Annotated in this window: 14 protein-coding genes and 1 pseudogene; 7 read left to right on the top strand and 8 right to left on the bottom strand. The window is 71.2% G+C overall.

From position 1 onward, the window contains the following. Positions 1-100 precede the first annotated feature (100 nt). On the top strand, positions 101-1,018 hold the full coding sequence (locus ACFZAT_RS20805; RefSeq protein WP_391265699.1) for an alpha/beta fold hydrolase: 918 nt from the start codon (positions 101-103) through the stop codon (positions 1,016-1,018). Here the strand turns inward: ACFZAT_RS20805 and ACFZAT_RS20800 are convergent. From ACFZAT_RS20800 to ACFZAT_RS20765, 8 genes and pseudogenes are all read right to left on the bottom strand, one after another. Continuing rightward, positions 984-2,804 carry a hypothetical protein gene (locus tag ACFZAT_RS20800; protein ID WP_391265698.1) on the bottom strand — a complete coding sequence of 607 codons (1,821 nt, stop codon included), beginning with the start codon at positions 2,802-2,804 and terminating at the stop codon, positions 984-986. The two genes, ACFZAT_RS20805 and ACFZAT_RS20800, sit on opposite strands and share 35 nt — an antisense overlap. Beyond that, entirely contained in the window at positions 2,801-3,862 is a 1,062-nt protein-coding gene (locus tag ACFZAT_RS20795; protein ID WP_391265697.1) for an AAA family ATPase, read from the bottom strand. Before ACFZAT_RS20795 ends, ACFZAT_RS20800 begins: the two co-directional genes overlap by 4 nt. Before the next feature lie 165 nt (positions 3,863-4,027). Continuing rightward, positions 4,028-4,352 (bottom strand): annotated as a pseudogene (locus tag ACFZAT_RS20790) (hypothetical protein); the annotation flags it as partial. Between the two features lie 89 nt (positions 4,353-4,441). Beyond that, positions 4,442-5,350, bottom strand: coding sequence for a Gfo/Idh/MocA family oxidoreductase (locus tag ACFZAT_RS20785; RefSeq protein ID WP_391265696.1), 909 nt, complete (start codon positions 5,348-5,350; stop codon positions 4,442-4,444). A gap of 87 nt (positions 5,351-5,437) precedes the next feature. Beyond that, positions 5,438-6,652: an ROK family protein gene (locus tag ACFZAT_RS20780; protein WP_391265695.1), complete on the bottom strand. Its 1,215-nt coding sequence runs from the start codon at positions 6,650-6,652 to the stop codon at positions 5,438-5,440. 73 nt (positions 6,653-6,725) lie between these two features. Then, on the bottom strand, positions 6,726-7,553 hold the full coding sequence (locus ACFZAT_RS20775) for an ABC transporter permease subunit (RefSeq protein ID WP_391266030.1): 828 nt from the start codon (positions 7,551-7,553) through the stop codon (positions 6,726-6,728). Between the two features lie 113 nt (positions 7,554-7,666). Then, the gene (locus ACFZAT_RS20770) at positions 7,667-8,647 is read right to left on the bottom strand and encodes an ABC transporter permease subunit (protein ID WP_391265694.1); all 981 of its coding nucleotides are present in this window, start codon (positions 8,645-8,647) and stop codon (positions 7,667-7,669) included. Between the two features lie 33 nt (positions 8,648-8,680). Further along, the gene (locus tag ACFZAT_RS20765; RefSeq protein WP_391266025.1) at positions 8,681-10,078 is read right to left on the bottom strand and encodes an extracellular solute-binding protein; all 1,398 of its coding nucleotides are present in this window, start codon (positions 10,076-10,078) and stop codon (positions 8,681-8,683) included. Positions 10,079-10,220: 142 nt separating this feature from the next. Between ACFZAT_RS20765 and ACFZAT_RS20760 the strand changes: the two genes are divergently transcribed. From ACFZAT_RS20760 to ACFZAT_RS20735, 6 genes are all read left to right on the top strand, one after another. Further along, positions 10,221-11,267, top strand: coding sequence for a zinc-binding dehydrogenase (locus ACFZAT_RS20760; RefSeq protein ID WP_391265693.1), 1,047 nt, complete (start codon positions 10,221-10,223; stop codon positions 11,265-11,267). A 73-nt stretch (positions 11,268-11,340) separates the two neighbouring features. Then, entirely contained in the window at positions 11,341-12,141 is an 801-nt protein-coding gene (locus ACFZAT_RS20755; RefSeq protein WP_391265692.1) for a TIM barrel protein, read from the top strand. After that, positions 12,138-13,514, top strand: coding sequence for a trehalase family glycosidase (locus ACFZAT_RS20750; RefSeq protein WP_391265691.1), 1,377 nt, complete (start codon positions 12,138-12,140; stop codon positions 13,512-13,514). Before ACFZAT_RS20755 ends, ACFZAT_RS20750 begins: the two co-directional genes overlap by 4 nt. Then, entirely contained in the window at positions 13,511-15,466 is a 1,956-nt protein-coding gene (locus ACFZAT_RS20745; RefSeq protein WP_391265690.1) for a glycogen debranching N-terminal domain-containing protein, read from the top strand. The genes ACFZAT_RS20750 and ACFZAT_RS20745 overlap by 4 nt, the downstream gene beginning before the upstream one ends. A 203-nt stretch (positions 15,467-15,669) precedes the next feature. Further along, positions 15,670-16,089: a hypothetical protein gene (locus ACFZAT_RS20740; protein ID WP_391265689.1), complete on the top strand. Its 420-nt coding sequence runs from the start codon at positions 15,670-15,672 to the stop codon at positions 16,087-16,089. A gap of 44 nt (positions 16,090-16,133) precedes the next feature. Continuing rightward, positions 16,134-16,265 carry a hypothetical protein gene (locus ACFZAT_RS20735; protein ID WP_391265688.1) on the top strand — a complete coding sequence of 44 codons (132 nt, stop codon included), beginning with the start codon at positions 16,134-16,136 and terminating at the stop codon, positions 16,263-16,265. Positions 16,266-16,293 lie beyond the last annotated feature (28 nt).

Below are 16,293 nucleotides of genomic sequence, written 5' to 3'. Positions count from 1 at the left end.
GTTCTCTCTAACCGGATCGATTCGTTTGACAGGTTAGCTCGCCCGCCGCATGCTTGCATCACGACGCACTAACCACATCAATGATGCAAAGGGGTTAGGTATGGGCTCCGTGCACCACCGGACCGCCACCATCGACGGCCACGAGATCTTCTACCGCGAAGCGGGCCCCGCCGACGCCCCCGCGATCGTGCTCCTGCACGGCTTCCCGACCAGCTCGTTCATGTTCCGCGAACTCATCCCGCTCCTCGCCGACCGCTACCACGTCATCGCGCCGGACCACCTCGGCTTCGGCCACTCCGACGCCCCCCTCGCGACGGAGTTCACCTACACCTTCGACGCCCTCGCCGAACTCACCTCCCACCTCCTCGACCACCTCGGCCTGGACCGCTACGCCCTCTACGTCCAGGACTACGGCGCCCCCATCGGATGGCGCCTCGCGCTCAAGCACCCCGAACGGATCTCCGCCCTCGTCACCCAGAACGGCAACGGCTACGAGGACGGCTTCGTCGAAGCGTTCTGGACCGACGTCTGGGCTTACGGCGCACACCCCGGCCCCGACACCGAGCCCGCGGCCCGCGTCGCGCTGAGCCACGACGCCATCCGCTGGCAGTACGTGCACGGCGTACCCGACCCCAGCCTGGTCAGCCCGGACACCTGGGAGCACGACTTCGCCCTGGTCTCCCGCCCGGGCAACGACGAGGTTCAGCTGGCCCTGTTCCGCGACTACCGGAACAACCGCCCCCTCTACCCGCCGCTGCACGAATTCCTCCGCACCAGCCGGGTCCCGGTACTGGCCGTATGGGGCCGCAACGACGAGATCTTCGGCCCGGCCGGCGCCCAGGCCTTCGCCCGCGACGCCGAGGACGCGGAAGTGCACCTGATCGACGGCGGTCACTTCCTCCTGGAAAGCCACCTGCACGTCGTCGCGGGATACCTGCGCGGCTTCCTTGGACGGGTCCTGGGCCAGCCCGGCAAGACGCCCCCTAGGTCAGCCGGAAGACCGGACCGCGCGGGGTGAACGGCAGCGACGCGCCCTGCGGGATCAGGTAGGCGTGCTCGCGCCGGATCCGCAGGACATCGCACCAGCCGTCGGTGATGACGAGCACCGGCGCGCCCGGCGGGAAGTCGTCCGCCCGCTGCAACAGGTCGACTCCGGGCTGGAGTTCGGTGCCGCCGCGGCCGCGTACCCGCACCCGGCCGGCGATCTCGGTGGGCGGCAGGTAGCCGGCGTCGTAGGCGGCGGCGTCGCAGAAGACGACGCGCGCCGCAGGCACGTCGCGGGCGTCGGCGTACGAGGCGATGGCACCGAGCGCCTTGCCGAGCAAGGTGCTGTTCATCGAGCCGGAGGTGTCCAGGACGACGCCGAAGGTGCAGCGGGCCGTCTCCTCGGGCGGGACATACCGTCCGGCGCGCGGGATGTCGGGGGTCGACGCCTGTCGCCGTGCCGGACGCGCGTACGAACGTACGGGCACCGGCCGGGGAACGTACTCGTCGAACCAGCGGGCCAGCCGCGCGTCCCACGGCACGGGCGGGTGCGCCAGGGCGCGGATCTCCTGGATCAGCCCGGCGGGCAGGAGGCCGCGCTCCCCGTACTGGTGCAGATCGAGGCCCTGTACCAGCCCGCGCCGGTAGAACTCGTCCAGATCGGTGTACGGCCGGGCACCGGCGTGCGGCAGCGGCTCGCCGAGGATGTCCCCCACGCCCTTGCCCCGCAGCGTCGCGAGCCTGCGGCGGCGGCGCAGGTCGTGCGCGATGCGGTCGTACACCTCCTCGGCGGACAGGCCCCGCAGCTCCGGGTCGTACAGCAGCCCTTCGGGCATGTCGCCGACACGCATCTGCACGAGCCAGTCGTTGACGACGTAGTCGGCGGCGACGTTGAAGAGGAACGGGTCCCGGCCCCCTCTGCGTTCGCCGTGCCGCAACGCGGCGTGCAGCATCTCGTGCGCGAGGACGAAGCGCCATTCCTCGTCGGTGAACGCACACAACGGGTTGACGTAGATCTCGCCCGCGACCGGACTGACCGCCGCGATGGAGATGCCCTGCGTCCGGGCCAGCTCGGCGTCGGCCACGATCCGCAGACCCGAGGCGAGCCCGCCCAGCAGGGGGTAGGAGGAGACGAACCAGTTCAGGGCACGGTCCCAGGGCCGCTGGGGCGTGCGCTCACCGGTGACCCGGTCGCGGCGGCCGCCGGCCACATCCATCGCGGCGGACACACTGCGGGTCAGCGCGTGCGCGAAGGCGGTCTCCCAGTCCGGGACCGCGGAGTTGTTCCAGGCGTTCCAGGTGGTGAGCACCTGGTCGGGGTGCTCGCCCGCGGTGCCGCAGTGCTCGTGGGCGGCGGGGATGCCGTCACGGCGCCACCGCGCGGCGAGCATCTCCTCGTCGCCGCCCGGGAACGACTCCGGCAGGGCGAAGGGCGCCCGGCCCATCGGGTGGCTCACCAGGAAACGGTTGACGACCGCGCAGCGTGCCGCGACGTCGAAGCGGTCGGGCTGTTCGCGCGACTCGTCCGCCGAGGCGGGCACATGGCCGAAGCCGAGGTGCAGCAGACAGTGGGCGAGCACCCACGCCCACTCCGCCGGATCGGCCCGTTTGGTGGGATGTACGTGGATGGTGCCGTTCGAGGTGACGGCGGCCAGACCTCCGGCCGGCGTCCCCGCGCACTTCTCCTGGCGGCACACGGATGCCTCGACCGCCGCGAACGCCGGGCTGCGCTTGACGAGCGCCAGCCCGGCGGCGAAGGCCTCGGTGGCCGGATCGGCGGTCTTCTTCCCGCCGCCCCCGCGCTTGCCGGACCCGCTCACCGCCGGGCCTCGACCAGCCGGGGCATGTCCCGCGCGGCGTCCACGAGGAACCACGCCGGCAGCACGGGCAGCCCGTCGGCGTCGTCCGCGATGACGGTCTGCGCGACCTCCACCGAGATCTCGGCGAGCTGGACCAGCAGCGACTTGGCCCGGTACGCGGTCTGCCGCAACGACGGCGAGACATGCTCCTTCCGGCGCGGCAGCTCCTTGACCAGGCGCCGCCGGAACGCGTCGGCGAGGTAGTACAGCAGGTCGCGGTCCTCGGGCCGCCCCGGCCACGAGGCGTCGCCCTTGAGGATCGCCTCGATGCCGAAGGAGTGACGGACGATCTTCGCGTAACCGCAGAAGGAGACGGCATGAGCGGGTGTCAGCGTGCCGTGCACCACGACCTTCAGGGTCTCCTCGTCGATCTCCGGCCCGAAGGAGTGCAGGGCGTCCGAGAGCATGTGCCAGGAGCGGGGCGTGGAGAACGGCTCCTCGGTCTTGGGCGGCTGCGACCACAGGTGGTCCGGGCGGTCGACGAGGTAGTCCGTCACCCACGGATGGACCCCGTTCTCGCCCGCCCACACCAGCCAGTCCGCCGCCGAGGCCCGCAGGTGGACATGGGTGAGCCGGTTGACCAGGGCGGAGGCGATGGGCCGCGCCAGCGCGTTGTCCGTGGCACGGTTGCCGGCCCCGATGACGATCGAACCGGCGGGCAGCTCGTACGACCCGACGCGCCGGTCGAGGATCAGCGAGTAGAAGGCCTTCTGCACATCGGGCGTCGCCGCGTTGAGCTCGTCGAGGAACAGGCAGTACGGCTCGTCCCGGGCGATGGACTCCGGCGGGCAGAACACGGACCGCCCGTCACGGATCTGCGGCACCCCGATGAGATCCTCCGGCGCGAGCTGCGTCCCGAGCAGGCTGACGCACTCCAGCCCCAGGGACTCGGCGAACTTCCGTACGAGCGACGACTTGCCGATCCCGGGCGCACCCCACAGGAACACGGGCCGCACGGTGGCGAGCCCCAGCAGCAGTTCGGGAATCTGGGCGGGGGTGACGGTGACGGCAGCCTGCACGCGGGAAAGGCCCTTCGAATCCTGGAAGTCGGAGACCGCCAGTATGCGAATCCGCAAAGGCGCGCGCAGCCCCATTTTGCCCGTTCGGCGCCTGTGACCACCGAGGAGAGACCAGGCGCCCGCCACCTTCGCACGGCATTCCGGGCGCGCCCCGCGATCCAGCGCTCAGCGCAGCGCGGTGGGGCAGGGCGTGCCGCGCGGCAGCTCGTAGGGGGAGGCGAGGCGGTAGGTCGCCGAGCGGGGGGCGACGAGTTCCGTCCCGGCCCGGACGACGCTCGCGTGCGGCGCCGCCACGGGGGTGGGGTCGCGGACCGGGAACAGCCGCCGGTCGCCGTTGCCCCATACCTGGTGCAGCTACGTCGTAGAAGCGCGGATTGCGGCCCTTGTCCGCCTGCTGGTTCCATCCCCGAGCGAGATTCACGTACGGGGCGAGGGCCGAGGCCTCCCGGTGCGAACGGACGGGCACGACCTCGACTGTCGCAGCGTGAGCCGCAGGGCGGGCTGACCGGCGGGCGGCCCCGATCCCGGCGGGCGTCCGCGGTGAGGACGCCCATGGCCTTTCGGTTCGCCCGCGGCGTTTCAGCCGGTCGTGCGGGCTGCCATGTCCAGGAGCTCTTGCAGGTGCAGGCCGTGCGCCGCGTCGATGCCGGTGCTGGTGCCGGTACGGACCGCGGTGGCGAACTCGTGTCGCAGGACGGGCCAGCATTCCTCGTGGTCGATGCCCGCGGTGTCGTACACCAATTCCTCCGCCGGACCGAAGAGTTCGACCCGCGTCCTCGCCCTGGGCAGCTGCACGCATCCGGAGAGGGAGGCTTGGCTGACGGCGCCGTTCTCGTGCTCGCAGGTCAGCTCGACCCAGCGGCGCGGGTCGCCGGTGGCCCGTACGGAGACGATGGGCGCGACAGCGGTGTCCAGGATGTCGAGGAGGTGCGGGCCGAGGTCCAGCAGAGCGCCGTGCTCCAACCGCCAGGAGGTGGCGAACTCCCCGCCGAGGAAGGCCCCGTGCAGATAGCAGGACCTGGCCCCCGTCACCTGGTGGCCGGCCGCCTCCGTGAGGAAGGCACGGGTGACCGGGTGGTATCGCTTGGTGAGGACGAGCTGGGAGATCACGCCGTGCTCGGCGACGGCGTCCGCGACGGCGCGTGCCGCGGCGAGGTCGGCACCCAGCGGTTTCTCCAGAAGCAGCGCGCGGCCGGCGGCGGCGGCGCGTGGTGCCAGGGTGGCCTGGACGGCGGGCGGTACGGCGAAGGCGACCGCCTCGCACGTGTCGAGGAGTTCCTCGAAGGAATCCGTCACCGGAGCTCCGTAGGGTGCGGCCACCTCTGCCGCCGCTTCCGGGCGGCGGGCCCAGACGCCTGCGAGCACCGTCTCGGGCCCGGCGGCCAGCATCCGCGCGTGCATGGCGCGGGCCCACGGGCCTGCGCCCACGAGACCGACGCGGACCGGCTCGTGGGACCAGGTGGACGGCAGGAGGGGGGTGCTGGACATGCTGCTCTCCGTTGATGGTGCGGGTGTGATGCGCTCGGCCCCGGGGCACATCGGGACGTCGCCGCAGCCCGGTGTGCCCGGCCGGTGTCAGGCGCCGGCCGCGGTCCTGGCGAGCGCCGCCAGGCGGGTGTCGGCGCGGTCAGGGGCGTACAGGTGATCGATCACCATGCGGGCGGCTCCTGCCAGGGCGGCCCGGTCGCCCAGCTCGGAGGTGACGACCTTGAGGTGGGCGGTGGTACGGGGCATGGCGCGCTGGTAGATGAGCTCGCGTACGCCGGTGAGGAAGGGGGCACCGGCGAGGTCACCGCTCAGCATCAGGACGCCGGGGTTGAGCAGGGTGACGACCGTGACCAGGACCTCGCCGACCCGCTGCCCCGCCTCCCGGGCGAGCCTCACCGCGTCGGGCTGGCCGGCGGCGAGGTGTTCGCGTACGTCGGACCCCGAAGCGGTGGGTACACCGGCGGCGGTGAGCTGGCCCGCGATGGACCGGCCGCTGGCGACGGCGGCGAGGCATCCGTAGGAGCCGCACATGCACAGGGCGTCGAGACGGTCGTGCAGGCGGATGTGGCCGATGTCGCCCGCCCCGCCGTCGATGCCGCGGTAGACCTCGCCCTTGATGACGACACCGGCGCCGATCCCGGTGGACGCCTTGACCAGGACGAACGCGCCGCAGTCCGGGTGGCCGGCCCGCTGTTCGGCCAGGGCCATCAAGTTGGCGTCGTTGTCGACGAACACGGGCAGCGGCCCCGAGGCCGGCATCGGACCGATGTGCTCGGTCCACGCCTCGCGCAGCCGTTCCCGCACGGGGAAGCCGTCCCACCCGGGCATGATCGGGGGCTGGACGATGCGGGCGGTCTCCCAGTCGACCGGCCCCGGCACGGAAAGCCCGATGCCGCAGACCCGTTCGGCGCCCACGCCCGCCTCGGCGAGCAGCGGGCCGAACCAACGCGCCAGCTGGTCCAGGGCGATGTCGGGGCCGTCGGCGATGACGAGGGCTCCGGTGTGTTCGGCGAGGACGGTGCCGGCCAGGTCGAGCACCGCGACGCGGGCGTGCCGGGTTTCCAGGTCCGCCACGAGGACCACCGCGTGCGACGGGTCGAACTCCAGCCGGGCGGAGGGCCGTCCGCCGGTGGAGGTGCCCGCGGCGCCGCGTAGCCAGCCCGCCCCGAAAAGCTGGTCGAGCCGGTGCCCCACCGTGGAGCGGGACAGGCCGGTCGCCTGCTGGAGTTCGCCGCGTGTGGTGGCCTCGCCGCTGCGGATGAGCTGCAACAGATGCCCCGCGCTGGCCTGGTTCCGTGCCATCCCCGTGGTCCTCGCTCCGTCTGTCTCGTCCGTGCTTGCCCCGAGGGGCTGTTGCTGTCGTGCCCGCCGGCGGTCAGCCCTTGTCCGCACCGCTGGTCAGGCCCTCGGTGAGGAGCCGTTCGGCGGAGAAGAACAGGAGTACCACAGGGATGGTCAGCACGACCGACCCGGCCATGAGCACCGTCTTGGACACCTCGATGCCGTTGGCCAGTTGCTGGAGGCCGAGCGAGACCGTCCACCGGTCGGGGTCGGCTGCCAGGAAGAGGAGGGCGAACAGGAATTCGTTCCAGGCGATCATGAAGACGTACAGGCCGGTGGCCATCAGGGTGGGGAGGGCGAGCGGCAGGATGATCCTTCGTACGGTCTGCAGCCGGGACGCCCCGTCGATCGCGGCCGCTTCCTCGATGCTGAAGGGGATGGTGACGAAGTAGTTCTTGAGCATGTAGATCGAGACGGGCACCGTCTGCGCGATGTAGACGATGGCGAGTCCGACGAGACTTCCCGACAGGCCCATCTTCGCGAACATGACGAAGAGCGGCACGGCCAGCAGGGTGGCCGGGAAGAGGTAGACGGCCAGGAAGAGCGCGCTGACCTGGCGGCTGCCGAAGAACTTCAGCCGGCTGACCGCGTAGGCGCCCGGAACGGCGGCGGCCAGCGTGAGCAGGACCGTGGCGACGGCGACGAGCGCGGAGTTGAGCAGCATGCCGAGGAATCCCTGGCCGCCGTCCTCCGTGGACTTGAGGACGCTCTCGTACGTGTCGAGCGTGAAGTCCTTGGCCGAGATCCAGAGGTTGCCGGGATCGAGGAGGAGCGCGTCGATGGGCTTCAGCGACAGCATCAGCATGTAGTAGAAGGGCACGATCGTGATCGCGGCGAGGAAGGCGATCACCACCCAGCGCATGACGCCGAAGAACCGTTCCTCGAACTGGGCGCGGCTGAGCCGGCTGCGCCGCGGGGCGGGCACCGGGCGGGTGGTGTGCTCCGCCTCGTCGTGGGTGAGTACGGGGGTGGCGGTCATGCCGACTCCTCCTGCGTCTTCTTGCCGAAGAACTTGAAGTAGATGCCCAGGAGGGCCATGAGTACGACGGCGAGGACGAGCGCCTGCGCGGAGGCGGCTCCCACGTCGAAGCGCGAGGTGAGGAAGTCGTAGACGCGGACGGCCACCACGTCGGTGCCGGAACCGCCGCCGGTGAGCAGGTAGATGTCGTCGAACTTGTTGAACGTCATGATGAAGCGCAGGACGGACAGCAGGGCGATGACGGGCATCAGCTGGGGCAGCAGGATGTGCCGGAATCGCTGGGAGAGTGTGGCGCCGTCGACCTCGGCGGCCTCCTCCAGGCCGGCCGGGACCGCCTGGAGCCGGGCGAGCATGAAGAGGAAGGCGAAGGGGAAATAGCGCCAGGTCTCGAAGGCGATGACGGTGAGCAGTGCCAGCGGGATGTCGAAGTGGATGCCCAGGAGGCCGACTTCGTAGGACCTGGTGGAGAGGAAGGCGATGGGGTCGTCCCACCCGAAGAGCTTGCGGCCCCACTCGTTCACGATGCCGTACTGGGGGCTGAGCGCGACTTCCCAGACGAAGGAGACCGCGACGACGGGCGCGACGTACGGGAGAAGCATCGCGGCACGCAGGACGCCCCGTCCGCGGAAGGGCCTGCGCAGGGCGAGGGCGGCGATCAGGCCGAGGACCACGGAGCCGGCAGTGGCGCCGACGGTGTAGAGGAGCGTGGTGCCGAGGCTGCTCCAGAAGCCGGGTGAGCCGAAGACCTGGGCGAAGTTGTCCAGGGTCCAGCGGCCGAAGAGGCCGTTCTGCTGGATGTCGACCAGTTTGGCGTTCTGGAAGGCGAGCAGGACGGTCCACAGGATCGGCAGGATCACCACGACCAGGACCACGAGGAAGGTGGGGGTCACGAAGGCGAGCCCTGCGCGGTTCTCCCGCCTGCTCGAAGTCTGCGGTGGGATGCGGCGCTTCTTCGCGCCGCTCGTGATTGTGCTCATGGGACGGTTACCTCGTGGGGGAGCGGCGTCGGGCTACTGGAGGGACTTCTGGAGGGCGGTCACTTCGTCGTCGGCCTCCTCGGCGGCGTCATCGGGAGAGAGCTGGCCGCTCGTCATCGCGCCGATGGCCTTCGCGACGGGGAGCTCGCCGTTGGTCGCACCGACGAGCGTGCCCTGCCCTTGGGTGAGACCCCACCGCTGCATGTCGCCGACGCCGGTGACCAGCTGGTCCAGGAGCGACGAGGGGTATGCCTTCCGCATGGATTCACGCCGGTCGACGCCCATGACACTGGAGCGCCAGGCCTGTTCGAAGGAGCCGGGCTTCTGTGCCGTGCCGGTGCGGACGGGGATCTTGCCCTCCGGGGCCATGCCGAACCAGTCGGCGTAGCCCTTGCCCATCATGTACTCGATGAACTTCTCGGAGGCGCCGGTCTCGGCGGTCCTGGTGACGGCCCATGACGTGATCTCGCCGAACTGGGCCGGTTCCTTGCCGTCGGGGCCCTTCAGCGAGGTCACGACACCGGTGTTGCGGGCGAGGAACTTCGGGTCCTTCTTGCACTCCGGGCAGCTGGGCAGGGCGTCGGAGCGCAGGCCCGCCAGCTCGTCGAGCAGGAAGGACGACCAGACCATCATCGAGGACTTGCCGGCGAAGTAGGTGGCGCGGGTCGTGTCCACGCTCTGGGTGCCGGGGGCGCCGTGCTCGCGGGCGAGGGTGTCGTACGCCTTGAAGGCGGTGCGGCACGCGGGGGAGCCGAGAGCGGGCTTGCCCGCCTCGTCGACCAGCTGGCAGCCGTTGGCCAGGGCGAGGTCCTCGAAGCTCTGCTGGGTGAAGACGTCCGAGGGATCGGTGGCCAGCGAGATGCCGTCCCGTCCGTCCTTGTCGAGCGTGGCCGCGGCCTTCAGGGCGCTTCGGTAGTCGTCCGGCACGTCGAGCCCGGCCTTGGCGAACAGATCCTTGCGGTAGACGAGGATCTGGAGCCAGGCGTCGGAGGGGACGCCGAGCCTGGTGCCTTTGTCGGAGGTGAGCGCGAGCGCGTTGCTGTTGAACGTGCTCGGCTCCAGGTCCTTCACGATGCGGTTCGCGACCTTGGTGTTGAGCAGGCCGTTTCCGTACATCTGCCAGACCTGGCCCATCGGGACCGCCCCGATGACGTCCGGCAGCTTGCCGGCCGCCGCCGCGGACATGATCAGCTGCGGCAGCTGTGCCTCGTCCACACCGACGAGGTCGACCTTGACACCGCTCTCCTTCTCGAAGCGGCTGATGACCTTTCTGGTCGCGGCCATCCGCGGCGGCAGATTCTCCTGCGACCACACCGTGATCCTGTTGTCCGGCTTGTCCGCGCCCGAGCTGCCGGAGCAGCCGGCCAGAAGGCCCCCGGTCAGGGCCGCGGCGAGCCCGAACAGGGCCGCCCTCGACCGTCGGATCCTCATCACCATGCTCTGTCCTCACGCCACTTACGCACTTACCTCACGCATCTCAGCATCACTTTTGCTTGTTGACAAGACATAACTCTGAGATATCTTCGACGGAAGTCAGCGAGCAGTACCCCTCCCAGCACTACCGGAGCCCCACGTGGAACGCGTCGTCCAGTTCACCGGCCCCCGTCAGGTCGAAGTCGCCGAGCACGAGAGCGCTCCGCTGCCCGCCGGGCATCTGCGGGTCCGCACCCGCTACTCCGGCATTTCCGCAGGAACGGAACTCACCGCCTACCGGGGTACGAACCCGTACCTGACGCGCACCTGGGACGCCGAGGCCCGCATCTTCCGCGACGGAGCGGCCGGGATCGAATACCCGGTGGCCGGCTGGGGCTACTCCGAGGTCGGAGAGGTCACCGAGGTCTCCCCGGAACTCATCGGCACGCCCGGAATGCCGGTCGCGGGCGACCTCGTCTGGGGCATCTGGGGCCACCGCAGCGAGGGCGTCGTCCCGGCCGAGCGCATGGTCGGCCACACCCTGCCCGCCGGTCTCGAACCGCTGGCCGGGGCCTTCGCCCGGGTCGGCGCCATCGCCTACAACGCGATCCTGGCCGCCGACATCCACCTGGGCGAGGACGTCGCCGTCTTCGGCCAAGGCGTCATCGGGCTGCTCACCACCCGGCTCGCCCAGCTCAACGGCGCGCGCGTCACCGCGGTCGACGCGCTCGACGGGCGCCTCGCGACGGCCCGTGACTACGGCGCCAGGCACACCCTCAACGCCCGCACCGACAGCGTCGCCGAACGCATCCGGGAAGCCACCTCAGGAGCGGGCGCCGACGTCGCCATCGAGATCAGCGGGGTCTACCCGGCCCTCCACGAAGCCGTCCGCTCCGTCACCGTCGGCGGCCGCGTCGTGGCATCCGGTTTCTACCAGGGCGACGGCGCGGGGCTGCGTCTCGGCGACGAGTTCCACCACAACCGCGTGCAGCTGATCTGCTCCCAGATCGGTGGGGTCCCTCCGCAGCTGGCGGGCCGCTGGACCGTCGAGCGGCTCCAGCAGACCTTCCTGTCCCTGGTCGCCGAGGGCCAGGTCGATGTGAAGAACCTGGTCAGTCACGTGATCCCGGCGGCAGAAGCAGCTGACGCGTATGTGCTGCTCGACGAGACGCCCGCCGACGCCCTCCAGGTCGTCCTGGAGTTCTGAGTCCGGCCCGCCCGGATCCGACTCACCCACCACCATCCCCCGAGCGCCCGCCGTCGGCGCCGAAAGGCATCCCATGCTGAAAACCGCCTGCCAGGAACAGCTTCTCCCCGGCGACACGCTCCAGGAGAAGTGGGCCTTCGCCCAGGACGCCGGCTACGACGCCGTGGAACTGCGCTCCCGGGGCGATTTCCACTTCCGCGACCGCCTGCCGGAGCTCAAGCAGGCCCTCGCCGACGGCGTGGTCATGCCGACCGTCTGCGTCGAGATGCTGCACTTCTTCGCCGCGTTCGACCACGACCTGCGCCGCGACGCGCTGGAGCAGATGAAGTCGCAGCTCTCCGTCGCCGCCGAGATCGGCGCCCTCGGCGTGCAGACCCCCGCGTCGTACGGGATGTTCTCGCGCAGGCTGCCGCCCTTCGAGCCGCCGCGCACCGAGGAGGAGGACCGCGAGGTGCTGCTGGCCGGCCTGACCGAGCTGGGCGAGCACGCCCGCAGCGAGGGCGTCACCCTCTATCTGGAGCCGCTCAACCGCTACGAGGACCACATGGTCAACCGGCTGGACCAGGCCGTCGACCTGATCCGCACGGTGGGCCTGGACTCCGTCCGCATCGGCATCGACAGCTACCACATGAACATCGAGGAAGCCGACCCGTCCGCCTCGATCCTGGCCGCCGCTCCCTACATCGGCCACGCCCAGGTGAGCGACTCGAACCGCTTCCAGCCCGGCGCCGGCCACCTCGACTGGCCGGCCTGGATCGGTGCCCTGCACAGCATCGGCTACGACGGCTACCTCGCCGCCGAGTGCCGGCTGACCGGCGACCCCCTCGCGGCCGTGCGGTCCATCCCGGCGTTCCTCCGGAGGTCCGGCGCGTGACCTCGCTGCTCCAGACCCCCGTGCCCGCCGCCGCCGATGACCTGACCCTTCGGCGCGGCGCGGCACGGGTACTCCTCACCAACTGGACGGGTTCCTCCACCGTCCCGTCGCACGGCCTGTATCCGCACCAGTGGAGCTGGGACTCGGCCTTCATCGCGATCGGACTGCGCCATCTGTCGGTGCGCCGCGCCCAGCGTGAGCTGGAGAGCCTGCTGGGTGCGCAGTGGGCCGACGGACGCGTCCCCCACATCGTGTTCAGCCCCGACGTGCCCCTCGACGCGTACTTCCCCAGCCCCGACTTCTGGCGCTCCTCCACCAGCGGTGCACCCTCCGGCGCCCCGGCCGGCACCGAGACCTCCGGCATCGTGCAGCCCCCGGTCCACGCGCTCGCCGCCTGGCTCGTCCACCAGGCCGACCCGGAAACCTCCCGCAGCCGCGGCTTCCTGCCCCGGGTGTACGCCCGACTGGTGGCCTGGCACGACTACCTCACGGACCGGCGCGACCTCGGGGGCGGCGGCCTGGCGGCCATGGTGCACCCGTGGGAGCCCGGCATGGACAACAGCCCCTGCTGGGACGGCCCGCTGCGGCGCGTCGAACCGGCCGCACCCGGTTCGTACCGGCGCGCCGACCTCGATCACGGGCAAGCCGCCGAACGCCCCACCGACCTGGACTACGGCCGGTACGTCAGGCTCGCCGCCGACTACCGGGACAGCGGCTACGCGGACGCGCCGGGCACGCACGGCTTCGCCGTCGAGGACCCGTGCGTCAACGCGCTGCTGATCGTCTCGGAGCACGCCCTGGCCCGGATCGCCGCCGAGACCGGTGCGGACCCGGCTCCCCACGAGGCCCGGGCGGCCCGCCTGACCGACGCCCTGGTGGAGCGGCTCTGGTCGCCCGCCCACGGCATGTTCCTCTCCCGCGACCTGGTCGGCGACGAGCTGATCACCGAGCGCAGCGTCGCAGGACTCGTCCCGCTCATCGTCCCCGGCCTTCCCCAGGAGATCACCGACGCGCTGCTGGCCACGGCCCGGAGCAGTGCGTTCCTTCTCGGCGAGATCCCGATGGCACCCTCGTACGATGTCACCGGACACGCCTTCGACCCCTCGCGGTACTGGCGCGGGCCCGCCTGGTTCAACACCAACTGGCTTCTGGAACGGGGGCTGCGCCAATACGGGCAGGTGCGCGCGGCGACCGCACTGCGGGCGGCCATGCTCGACGCGGCGGGCGACAGCGCCTTCGCCGAGTACGTGGACCCCTTCACCGCTGAGGCCCGCGGCACCCGCGCCTTCGGCTGGACCGCGGCCCTCACCCTCGATCTGCTGGCGGAGGAGCCCGCTGCCCCGGACGCCTCCTCGATCGGAGTACACACATGAACGACGTGGCCGCCGGCGCGGACACCACCCTGGTCCACGGAGGCACCCTCGCCGTCCTCGCGGCCGACGGCGGTGTGACCGGCCGTGGCGGAACCGCGCCCGACGGACTGTTCCACCGCGACGCACGCCACCTGAGCCGGTGGACCCTGACGGTCGACGGCGCCGCGCCCGACGTGCTGGTGCCGTCGGGCGGCGACGCGTCCGCCCTGTGCGTACTCACACCTCCAGGCACCCGGGACGAGCCGGCCGCGTACACCGTCTTCCGTGAACAGGCCGTCGCCGCAGGGGTGCTGACAGAGAGTCTGCGCCTGGTCAGCAACCGTACGGAGCCGGTCGACGCGGTCCTCTCCGTCATCGCCGACGCCGACTTCGCCGACCAGTTCGAGCTGCGTTCCGACAAGCGCCGATACGAGAAGGACGGCGCGCTGCACACGGCACACGCCCACGCCACGGGCGCCACCTTCAGGTACGAGCGCGGTACGTGGCTCTCGCGCACGGTCGTCCGCTCTTCCCCCGCCCCGACCTCGGTTCGGAGGACGGGCGCGACGGACACCGCCCACCAACTGGACTGGCACCTGAAGCTGCCCGCCCACGGGACCGCCCGACTCCTGCTCACCGTGACAGCGTTCGCCCACGGCGCGGCCGATCCCGCCGAGGTGGACTCTCCGGCCGACGCCGTGGCGGAGCATGCGGCGGACACGGCGGCCTTCACGGCCGCTCCGTTGCCCCTCCCCGTCGACGCACCCCACGGCCTGGCCGACGCGTGTGCCCGCGGGCTCAGCGACCTGGCCGCGCTCCGGGTCCCCGCCGTCGGCCCGGACGGCGAACGCGTCCTGGTGCCGGCAGCGGGCATCCCCTGGTTCCTGACCCTTTTCGGACGGGACTCCCTGCTCACCTCACTCTTCGCGCTTCCCTACCGGCCCGAACTCGCGGAAGGCACCCTGCGTGCCCTCGCGGCGACCCAGGGCACGGAATACGACACCACGCGCGGGGAACAGCCGGGGCGCGTCGTCCATGAGATCCGGCACGGAGAACTGGCCCACTTCCGGCAGGTCCCCTACGGCCGCTACTACGGATCGGTCGACGCCACCCCCCTCTTCCTGGTGCTCCTGGACGGCTACACGGAGGCCACTGACGACCCCCTCCTCGCCATCCGGCTCGAAAGCCACGCACGGGCCGCCGTGTCCTGGATGTTCCGCGACGGCGGCCTCGACGAGAACGGCTACCTCGTCTACTCACCCGACCCGAACGGCCTGGTGAACCAGAACTGGAAGGACTCCGAAGGCGCCATCTGCTTCCTCGACGGTTCCCAGGCCGAGGGCCCGATCGCCGTCGCGGAGGCACAGGGGTACGCCTACGACGCGCTGGTGCGTACCGCGCGGCTGGCCCGCTCGGTGTGGGACGACGCCGCGTACGCCGACCGCCTCGACAGCGCGGCCGCCGGCCTGCGGGACAGGTTCCTGCGGGACTTCTGGATGGCCGGCCCCGACTTCCCGGCCCTGGCCCTGGACGGCCAGGGCCGGCAGGTCGACTCGCTGGCCTCGGACGCCGGACACCTGCTGTGGTCCGGCATCCTGGACACGGCGCACGCACAGCGCGTGGGCCGGCGACTGCTGGAACCGGACTTCTTCTCGGGCTGGGCCATCCGTACGCTGGCGTCCGGACAGCCCGGATACCACCCGCTGTCCTACCACCGGGGCACCTCGTGGCCGCACGACAACGCGATCATTCTGCTGGGCCTGGCACGTTGTGGTCTGACGGAGGAGACACGCGAGGTCGCGCTCGGCCTGCTCGAAGCGTCCGCCCACCACGGTCACCGGCTGCCCGAGGTCATGGCCGGCTACGCGCGGTCCGAACATCCACGGCCGGTGCCGTACCCCCACTCCTGCTCACCGCAGGCATGGGCGGCCGCGACCCCCTTGGCCGTGCTCACCGCGCTGCGCGGCCACTGACTTCCGCCGACCGCTTGTTCCGGCGCGGTGCGCCCGTCCACCTCGTGGCGGGCATGCCCGGTGCGCCCGCATCACAGGGCGACCGTCGGAGACACACGATCGCGACGCTTGATCGTTGTCCGCTGCCCGCTGCCCGCTGAAGCAGACTGGAGCCGGACCGGCGGGCGGACAAGGGCCCGCTGCTTGAAGGAAGGCAGACGGCGATGGCCGACAACGTGCAGGGAGAGGCCCAGGGACCGCAACGGCATGAGCGGCTGCCGGGGATGGACGACGCTACGGTGGAGGCACTGGGGCTGCTCTCCCAGGCCCTGGAAACCACCCAGCGGGCCCGCGGGCGCCTGTACGACTTCCACCAGCTGACCGGCGGAGCGGACCGGACGGTTGGCGAGGCGGTGCGCCGGCTACGGGAGGCCGGACACGACGAACAGGCCGACCTGGTCGAGCACGAGGTGAAGGGCACGGACGTCCTGCCGGGCATGTGGACGTTCGAGATCGTCGAAGCGTACGACGAGGGTTATCACCGGCGCTTCACCGAAGTGGAACGCCGGGTACGCGACGCCCTGAGCGGCGGCCGCGATCACATCGCCGAAGCCGAGATGAAGCAGCGTCGCGAGACCAGCTGAGGTCGCGGGCGGCGCGAGCCGATCCGGTCACCCTCAACACCGGCATGATGCTGCACGTCCTGGACCATCCCCTGTTCACCATGATGGCGGTCATGGCCGGCCTGCTCCTTCCCACCGCGCAGCCGCAGCGTCTCGAAACCCGCGGCCCGCTCTCCCGGCCCGGCCTCTTCCCCTAAGGAGCGGCGCACGACGCGGCACCACCGC

The sequence above is a fragment of the Streptomyces sp. NPDC008163 genome (assembly GCF_042956885.1).
GTDB classification, from domain to species: domain Bacteria; phylum Actinomycetota; class Actinomycetes; order Streptomycetales; family Streptomycetaceae; genus Streptomyces; species Streptomyces drozdowiczii_A.
The sequence above is the reverse complement of the archived record's forward strand: the minus strand, read 5'-3'. Positions and strand labels throughout refer to the sequence as shown.